Origin of the sequence: Nocardiopsis sp. TNDT3 (genome assembly GCF_003427465.1) — a bacterium.
GTDB classification, from domain to species: domain Bacteria; phylum Actinomycetota; class Actinomycetes; order Streptosporangiales; family Streptosporangiaceae; genus Nocardiopsis; species Nocardiopsis dassonvillei.
In genome coordinates, this window is record NZ_QPFC01000665.1 from 1 (window position 1) to 7,182 (window position 7,182).

Consider the following 7,182-nt stretch of genomic DNA (forward strand, 5'->3'; position numbering starts at 1 on the left):
GGGGATAGGGGCACCGGACACACCCCCGGGCTCGGACATGTGCCCCGCGCCCATGGGCCGGAGGACGGCTGTGGGTTCCCCACTGGCGGCGGAGGTGTGATCGCTGTCTCCGCTACATGTTGTGTGGGTCACATCAGGGCTAGGCTCCCGGCCAGATCCCCCGCTCACCGACCGGATCACCGGAGGCACCCCCCCATGGACTCCACGGCACCACCCGCCAGCCGTCCCCTGCCAGCGACCGCCCTCTCCCTCACCGCGACCCTGGCCACCGTGGCCGTCATGGTCGCCGCCCTGCTGATCGCTCTGGCCCCGCGCGCCTCGGCGGCCACACTCACCCCGGTGCCCTCGTTCGGCGCCAACCCCGGCAACCTGGCGATGCACTCCTACGTTCCCGACGGCCTGCCCGCCGACGCGCCCCTGGTCGTGCTCCTGCACGGCTGTGCGCAGAACGCCGCCGCCTACCACGACCACTCCGGGTGGGCCGGGTACGCCGACGAGCACGGCTTCGCCCTCGTCTACCCCGAGCAGAGGCCGGCCAACAACGCCACCGGCTGCTTCAACTGGTTCCAGCCGGGAGACACCGCGCGCGACTCCGGCGAGGCCAGGTCGGTCCGCTCCATGGTCGGGCACGCCGTGTCCGCCCACGGCCTGGACGCCGACCGGGTGTACGTCTCCGGGCTCTCCGCCGGAGGCGCCATGGCGGGAGAACTCCTCGCCGCCTACCCCGACCTGTTCGCCGGGGGCAGCGTCGTCGCGGGAATCCCCGTGGGCTGCGCCAGCGGCATGATCGACGCCTTCGGCTGCATGAACCCCGGAAAGACGAGGAACCCGCAGCAGTGGGGCGACGAGGTCCGCGCCCAGAACCCCGGGTGGGACGGGCCCTGGCCGCGCGTCGCCGTCTGGCACGGCACCGCCGACACCACGGTCGCCCCCGCCAACGGCGAGGCGGTCGCGAGCCAGTGGACGAACGTCCACGGGCTGTCCGGCGCCCCCGACGCCACCGAGCGGCTGCCGGGCTCCACCACCGCCGCCTACCACGGCGGAGACGCGGCCACCGCGGCCGTCGCCCACTACACGGTCTCCGGCATGGGCCACGGCACCCCCGTCGACCCGTCCGCGGGCTGCGGCACCGCGGGCGCCTACTTCCTCGACACCGTCTGCTCGACCGGGTACACCGTCGACTTCTGGGGCATCGGCGACGGAGGCGGCCCCGTCCCGGACCCCACGGACCCGCCCACGGAGGAGCCGACCGACCCGCCGACCGGGCCGGGGACGTGCGTGAGGGACAGCAACTACGACCACGTGTCGGCGGGCCGCGCCGTCCAGCGCTCCGGGCTGGTCTACGCGGTCGGCTCCGGCGACGCGCTCGGCCTGTGGAACGTCTTCGTCACCACGTCGCTCACCGAGACCTCACCGGGCCACTGGGAGCACACGCCCGGAGGCTGCTAGGACCCGTTCCCGCCGCGTGCCAGGCGCCCGAAGTGGCTCACCGCCGCGCCCAGCGCGAAGTGCGCGGCCTGGTGCTCGGTCATCGGGACCACCCCTGCCGGGACGGTCACCCGGAAGGGGAACTCCTCGTCCGGCCGGATGCGGAAGTCGTCAATCACTCCCTGGGACAGGAGCATGGTCAGTGCCTCGCGGACCTGCCCACTGCGGTTGTCTGACGCCCAGATCGACATGTCCCCAACCCTAGCCCGGCGGCGGTCCACCCTCGGGGGGAACGGCGAACACCCCCCGGGCCGACGGCGGATACGGGCGGGCCGCGACCGCGACCCGCCCGTGCTCCGGAGGACGGACACGACCCCCGTGGTGTCCGTCCCCGCCGCCCGCCGCTGCCGTCCGTCGTCCCCCGACGGCGGACGCGGCGGACGGAGTCCGTCGCGCCTCAGCCGCCCTCGGGCAGCTGGGCCTGTCCCGCGAGAACGTTCGCGGTCAGGCGGCGCAGCGCCAGCCTGGTGGCCTCGAACTCCTCCTCGGGGAGGTCGATGACCCTCCCGATCGCCTCCGGAATCCCCTCGGCGCGCGCCCTGAGCCGCCCGCCCTCCTCGGTGAGGGCGACGAGGACGGAGCGCTCGTCCCGCGGATCACGCCCCCGGACCAGCAGTCCCCGGGCCTCCAGCCGCTTGAGCAGCGGTGTGAGGGTCCCGTAGTCCAGCTGGAGTACGGAGCCGAAGTCCTTCACCCAGCACTCGCCGCGCTCCCAGAGGAGCATCATCACCAGGTACTGGGGATAGGTCAGCCCCAACGGCTCCAGCAGGGGCCGGTACAGGTTGGTGACCGCACGCGACGCCGCGTAGAGGGCGAAGCACATCTGCTCGTCTACTGCGGGAAGGGAGAAGCCGCCCGCGGGGGCGGGGGTTCGGTCGGCCATCGCCACCATCGTAGTTACCCGGCGCCCGATTTCCAAAGCCCGCAATTACCTTGCGTGCAAAGAAAAGTGGTACCGCGTCCCCCAGGTGTGCCGCACGGGGTCGTCGCAGGTCGGAAGGGGCACCGGTGCCGCGCACCCGAGTCCCCGCCGTCACACGGGACCGCCGCGCGGGAACGGCGCGCGTTCACGGAAGGCGGCGCGCCCCGACGGACGCCAGCAGCGCGGTGCCCCCCCACCCACATCCGTCTCCGCACCCGCATCTGTCCCCCCACGCGCACCCGGCTGTCCCGGCGCCCGCGCGTCCGGCCGGGCGGTCACGCACTCCATCCGCGTGGCGTCTCCCGCACCCGGATTTGCGGCCCGGGCGGTCACGCGCTCCACCCGCGCGGTGCCCCGCTGCCCGCACCCGTGCGTCCGGCCCGGGCGGGCACCAACCCCACCGACCTATCCGCGCTCCTCCCGACGGGGCAGCAGGCGCTTGACCACCTTGCCCGTGGCGTTGCGCGGCAGCTCGTCCACGACCACCACGTCGCGCGGCACCGAGAACCGCCCGAGCACCCGCCGCACGTGCGTCCGCACCTGATTCGGATCCACGCCCCGGCCCTCGTGCGGCACCACGTACGCCGCGAACCGCTGCCCGAACTCCTCGTCGGGCACACCCGTCACCACGACCTCACACACCTCGGGAAGCGTCACGATCGCCTCCTCGACCGGCCGGGGGAACACGTTCTCCCCGCCCGAGACGATCATGTCGTCGTCCCGGCCCGCCACGTGCAGCAGTCCGTTCGCGTCCACGTGACCCCGGTCGCCGGTCTCCATCAACCCGTCCGCGACCCTCCTGCTCCGCCCGTCCGTGTAGCCGTCGAAGAGCATGTCGTTGCCGACGTGGATCGACCCCTCCGTCCCCGGAGGCACCTCCACCCCGCCGGGGTCCAGGACCGCGATCCGCGTCCCCAGGGGCGGACGGCCCGCCGTCGTCGGGGACAGCCGCATCTCCCCGGGAGTCGCGATCGTCGCCCACGACACCTCGGTCGACCCGTACAGGTTGTAGAGCACGTCCCCGAACGCGTCCATGAAACCCGTGATCAGCTGCGGGCTCATCGCCGAGCCGCTGCACGCCACGATCCGCAGCGACGACGTGTCGTACCGCTCGCGCGTGGACCGGGGCAGGTCCATGATCCGCCGCAGCATCACCGGCACCGCGAACAGCGCGGTGCACCGCTCCTCCTGGACCGTGCGCAGAGCGTCCTCCGGCTCGAACAGCCGCCTCATCACCAACGTCGCCCGCATCGACATGCCCAGCTGCACACCCGCCAGCCCCCACGTGTGGAAGATCGGCGCCGACACCAGGATGCGGTCCGAGGACCGCAGCGGGATGCGCGACAGCACCGACGCCGCGTCCTGCGGCCCCCTCGGAGTGGGCCTCCGCGCCCCCTTGGGCGCGCCCGTCGTCCCCGACGTCAGCACGACCAGACGGCCGGGGCGCTCCGGCGGCTCCGGATCGGACTCCGAGACCTCCCGCGCCCGCCACGGCACCCCCGGGCCCCCGTCGGAGGGCTCCCCCCAGGCCGTCACCCGCACGACACCGGGATCGAGCTCGGCGCACATCCCCTCGAACTCGGCGTCGGCGACGACCACCGACACCCCGTTGCCCCCCACGGCCGCGGCCAGCTGGCCCGCCGACAGCCCCGTGTTCAGCAGCACGGTGTCGGCGCCCAAGCGCCCGCAGGCCACCATCGTCTGCACGAAACCGCTGTGGTTGCGGCACAGCACGCCCACGCGCGCACCCGCGCCCACACCCGCGCGGCGCAGGTCCCTGGCCAGCTCGCGGCCGCGCAGGTCCATCTCGCGGAAGGTCGTGGGGCCCAGCTCGTCGACGACCGCGACGGCGTCGGGCACGCGCTCGTTCGCGGCGGCGTAGCCCCCGGCGATCGTGGCGCCCCACGTGCGCAGCGCGCGGAGCTGGCGGACGACCCTGTCGGGACGTCCCGGGCTGAGCACACCGGCGCGGACGAGCACCCGCACCGTTTCCAGGACGTGTCGCGTGCGGGAGGTGGCGTGCGGGCCTTCGGCGTTGGGCGCCATGGTGTCTCCGGGAGCTGACGGGGACGGGCGAAGCGTTCCGCGCCTCACCGGGGAGCCTTCGCCGCGTGACTCCCCGGAAGTACTGCGACCGTAGGCGAGGAACCCCCGCCGTTTCTCCGTCCCCGGATGAGCCCCCGCCGGCGCGCGGTTGTCACCCCCGTACGAAGGGCGGATGCGCGCGAACCCCTCGGGCACCGCGGCGGGGCCGCCGCGCGCACCGCACGGCGGCCCCGGGCAGCTGCCACGGTCGGTGGGGGCTAGCCGGTCACGGTGATGGGCGAGGACGGGGCGTCGGCGTTGGTCACCTCGTAGACCGCCTCGAAGGGGGCCTGCGTCGCGCTGGTCGGGCAGCCGAACCCGCCCGTCACCTCGACCGGGGCCGCGGTGTCGAAGGCCAGGGTCGAGGCGGGGGAGCCGTTGGTCCACGTGCCGCCGATGGCGGCGGCCGCGTCAGGGCTGACCGTCGCGGTGCACGAGGCCAGGCCGCTCGTGGTCACCACGATGCCCCCGGCCGGGATCACCATGGTGCCGACGGTCGGTGACCCGTGCTGCATGGTCATCTCCCACACGGGATCGGCCACGGTGACCGTCGCGGACACGAAGGGGACGTTGGTCGAGCAGTCCGTGAAGTCCGGCGCGTTGATGGTCGAGGAGACCGCGCCACCGGGGTTGTGGTTGCCGGGAGCCGTGGGAACCAGGTTGTTCCCGTTGCCCGGAGAGGTGGACGACGCGTCGCAGGTCACCACGACGCTGCCGGCGGTGAAGGTGGCGCTGCCGCTCAGAGCGGCCTCGAAGACCGCCCCGGCGGGCGTCACCGTGGTCGGACCCTGCTGGGCGGAGGCGCTACCGCCCCAGGCCAGGGCCAGGACACCCGCCGCAGCCGTCGCCAGGAGGGCGCGGGCGGGGGATATCGGTCGCGGAACCGACATGGGTACTCCTTGTGTGTGGCGGCCGGACGGCACACGGATGCGCCGCACGGCGGGGTCGGGGGGTTGTACGCGCCGAATCGGTAGACGTGGTTTTCCTGTGGCCTCCGGGAACACACGGGCCCGTGACGCTCTCCGCGCGTGTCCCCGGTGGTACGGGGGCCGGTTCAGTCCCCGGCTCGGGTGTCCGGAGGGGCCTCCACGCCCTCCTCCTCCCGGCGCCTCCGTCGTCGTCCCCTCCGCCGGGGCGGCCGGGCGACCGGCCGCCAGGAGAAGGCCAGTCCGCCACCGGCCAGCGCCAGCAGGGTGCCGACCACCAGACCGCCCAGGTTGGACAGGATGAGCGCGCCCAGACCGAGGAACCCGGCCAGCGAACCGGTGATGACGTGCTGGTTCGGGGTGAACCAGGTGACCAGGCCCAGAACGGCGAGCATGCCGCCGAACATCAGCGAGGAGACCCCGCCGACACCGGTCTGGATCATCAGCTCCACCGGCATCGCGACGAGCGAGGCCATGACGGCGCCGGAGAGGATCATCAGGAGCCCTCCCGCGAAGGGGCGGCGCTTGCGCCATCCGCGCCAGCGCGCGCCCGCGCTCCGCGACGGCTTCAGAAGCACTCGTCGTCCCCCATGCTGATGCCCAAGCTCAGGCCGGAGAGACGGAAGGTCCCGGCGCTGGCGGCCCTGGCCGTCTGCTCCAGGTCCTCGATCACGATGGTGTCGGACTGCATGCCGAACAGGTCGTCGAACCCCCGCGACCCCTGCGGGCCCTGGTCGAGGGTGCCCGCGTCGCGGCCGATCTCGATGTCCTCGAACGAGGCGTTGCCGTCCATCTGCGACATGTCGATCACCAGGTTCTCCGCGACGACCGGGGTGCCCCGGTCACCGGCGGTCAGCCGGAGCGAGATCTGTCCGACGATGGGGAACTCGGTCAGGACCGACTGGCACAGCCCCTGGATCTCGGCCTCGCGGATCCCGGCGACGGCCACCGGCACGGCCTCCTCGCGGACCGTCTGGTCCAGCCAGCCGTACTGGACGAAGCCCTCGCCGTTCAGCTCCTCCGCGGAGATCTTGAAGTCCTGACCGGAGACGGTGAAGGAGGCGGCGAGGGCGCCCTGAGCCATGGCGACCAGGATGCCGCCCACGGCCGCGCCCGCCGGGATCGAGAAGAGCGCGAAGCGCTTCCAGCTGGTGTGGCTCTCGGGGGTGTCGGGGGATGTGGTGTCCATGCATGTCCTTCCGTGGGTGCATGGCCGCGCTGCGCCTGCCGTCCCCCCGAACCTTCGGCACGCGGCCTGGTCGCGGTCGTCCCCGTCCCTCGGGGCGCCGGACCAGAGTCCGTTCCGGTAACGCTGCACATCATGTATTGCATCCGGGGGGATTTCAAGGGCCTTCTTCGAACTTTCCCGCCTTTTCCGATTTTCACGCCAAACACGGGTGTGGCACCGTTAAGAGCCGACCTGAGCTGCGCAAACGCGCGAATGTGCTTGTCGGGGACGAGGTGTGGCATTTGGCTGTGAGTGCTCTTTGTCATTCCGGTGAGCGTTCTTCCGCACCGGCCTTCTCAACCGGGTGAGTCGTCGGTGCCCACTCCAGCCCGCCCGCGCCCGGGTGCGCGCGTGAGGCGATGTGTGAGCGGCGACACGTGGGCTGCGGTTTGCTCGGTGTTCACGAGGGGGGTAGTGTTCTCCGAGTCGCCACGGGACGGCGAGCGGCCTTCGGGCCGACTCGGAACCGGACCGGGTCCGGCGGCACCCTCCTTCCTCTCAACCGAACCGGTTCGAGCACCGCTCTGCATCGG

General features: G+C 72.8%; 7 protein-coding genes. 1 reads left to right on the plus strand and 6 read right to left on the minus strand.

What is annotated here, in order from left to right; translation table 11 throughout:
• Positions 1 to 195: 195 nt before the first annotated feature.
• Positions 196 to 1,449, plus strand: coding sequence for a PHB depolymerase family esterase (locus tag DQW06_RS16750; protein WP_013151107.1), 1,254 nt, complete (start codon positions 196 to 198; stop codon positions 1,447 to 1,449).
• Here the strand turns inward: DQW06_RS16750 and DQW06_RS16755 are convergent.
• The 6 genes from DQW06_RS16755 to DQW06_RS16780 all read right to left on the minus strand — a co-directional run bounded on the left by DQW06_RS16755 (position 1,446) and on the right by DQW06_RS16780 (position 6,610).
• Positions 1,446 to 1,679, minus strand: coding sequence for a hypothetical protein (locus tag DQW06_RS16755; RefSeq protein ID WP_019609576.1), 234 nt, complete (start codon positions 1,677 to 1,679; stop codon positions 1,446 to 1,448). The genes DQW06_RS16750 and DQW06_RS16755 overlap by 4 nt on opposite strands.
• A gap of 206 nt (positions 1,680 to 1,885) precedes the next feature.
• Positions 1,886 to 2,380 carry a MarR family winged helix-turn-helix transcriptional regulator gene (locus DQW06_RS16760; RefSeq protein WP_013151109.1) on the minus strand — a complete coding sequence of 165 codons (495 nt, stop codon included), beginning with the start codon at positions 2,378 to 2,380 and terminating at the stop codon, positions 1,886 to 1,888.
• Between the two features lie 435 nt (positions 2,381 to 2,815).
• Positions 2,816 to 4,456: an AMP-binding protein gene (locus DQW06_RS16765; RefSeq protein ID WP_117198890.1), complete on the minus strand. Its 1,641-nt coding sequence runs from the start codon at positions 4,454 to 4,456 to the stop codon at positions 2,816 to 2,818.
• A gap of 257 nt (positions 4,457 to 4,713) precedes the next feature.
• Positions 4,714 to 5,385 (minus strand): hypothetical protein, encoded by a 672-nt coding sequence (locus DQW06_RS16770; protein ID WP_117198891.1) that lies wholly within the window; start codon positions 5,383 to 5,385, stop codon positions 4,714 to 4,716.
• 164 nt (positions 5,386 to 5,549) lie between these two features.
• On the minus strand, positions 5,550 to 5,918 hold the full coding sequence (locus DQW06_RS16775; protein ID WP_013151112.1) for a DUF6114 domain-containing protein: 369 nt from the start codon (positions 5,916 to 5,918) through the stop codon (positions 5,550 to 5,552).
• 71 nt (positions 5,919 to 5,989) lie between these two features.
• On the minus strand, positions 5,990 to 6,610 hold the full coding sequence (locus DQW06_RS16780; protein ID WP_013151113.1) for a DUF6230 family protein: 621 nt from the start codon (positions 6,608 to 6,610) through the stop codon (positions 5,990 to 5,992).
• Positions 6,611 to 7,182 lie beyond the last annotated feature (572 nt).

What these genes read in the sequence shown, in the direction of transcription:
- DQW06_RS16750 (WP_013151107.1), top strand. Translation starts at nt 196, where the DNA reads ATGGACTCCACGGCACCACCCGCCAGCCGTCCCCTGCCAGCGACCGCC.
- DQW06_RS16755 (WP_019609576.1), bottom strand. Translation starts at nt 1,679, where the DNA reads ATGTCGATCTGGGCGTCAGACAACCGCAGTGGGCAGGTCCGCGAGGCA.
- DQW06_RS16765 (WP_117198890.1), bottom strand. Translation starts at nt 4,456, where the DNA reads ATGGCGCCCAACGCCGAAGGCCCGCACGCCACCTCCCGCACGCGACAC.
- DQW06_RS16760 (WP_013151109.1), bottom strand. Translation starts at nt 2,380, where the DNA reads ATGGTGGCGATGGCCGACCGAACCCCCGCCCCCGCGGGCGGCTTCTCC.
- DQW06_RS16775 (WP_013151112.1), bottom strand. Translation starts at nt 5,918, where the DNA reads ATGATCCTCTCCGGCGCCGTCATGGCCTCGCTCGTCGCGATGCCGGTG.
- DQW06_RS16770 (WP_117198891.1), bottom strand. Translation starts at nt 5,385, where the DNA reads ATGTCGGTTCCGCGACCGATATCCCCCGCCCGCGCCCTCCTGGCGACG.
- DQW06_RS16780 (WP_013151113.1), bottom strand. Translation starts at nt 6,610, where the DNA reads ATGGACACCACATCCCCCGACACCCCCGAGAGCCACACCAGCTGGAAG.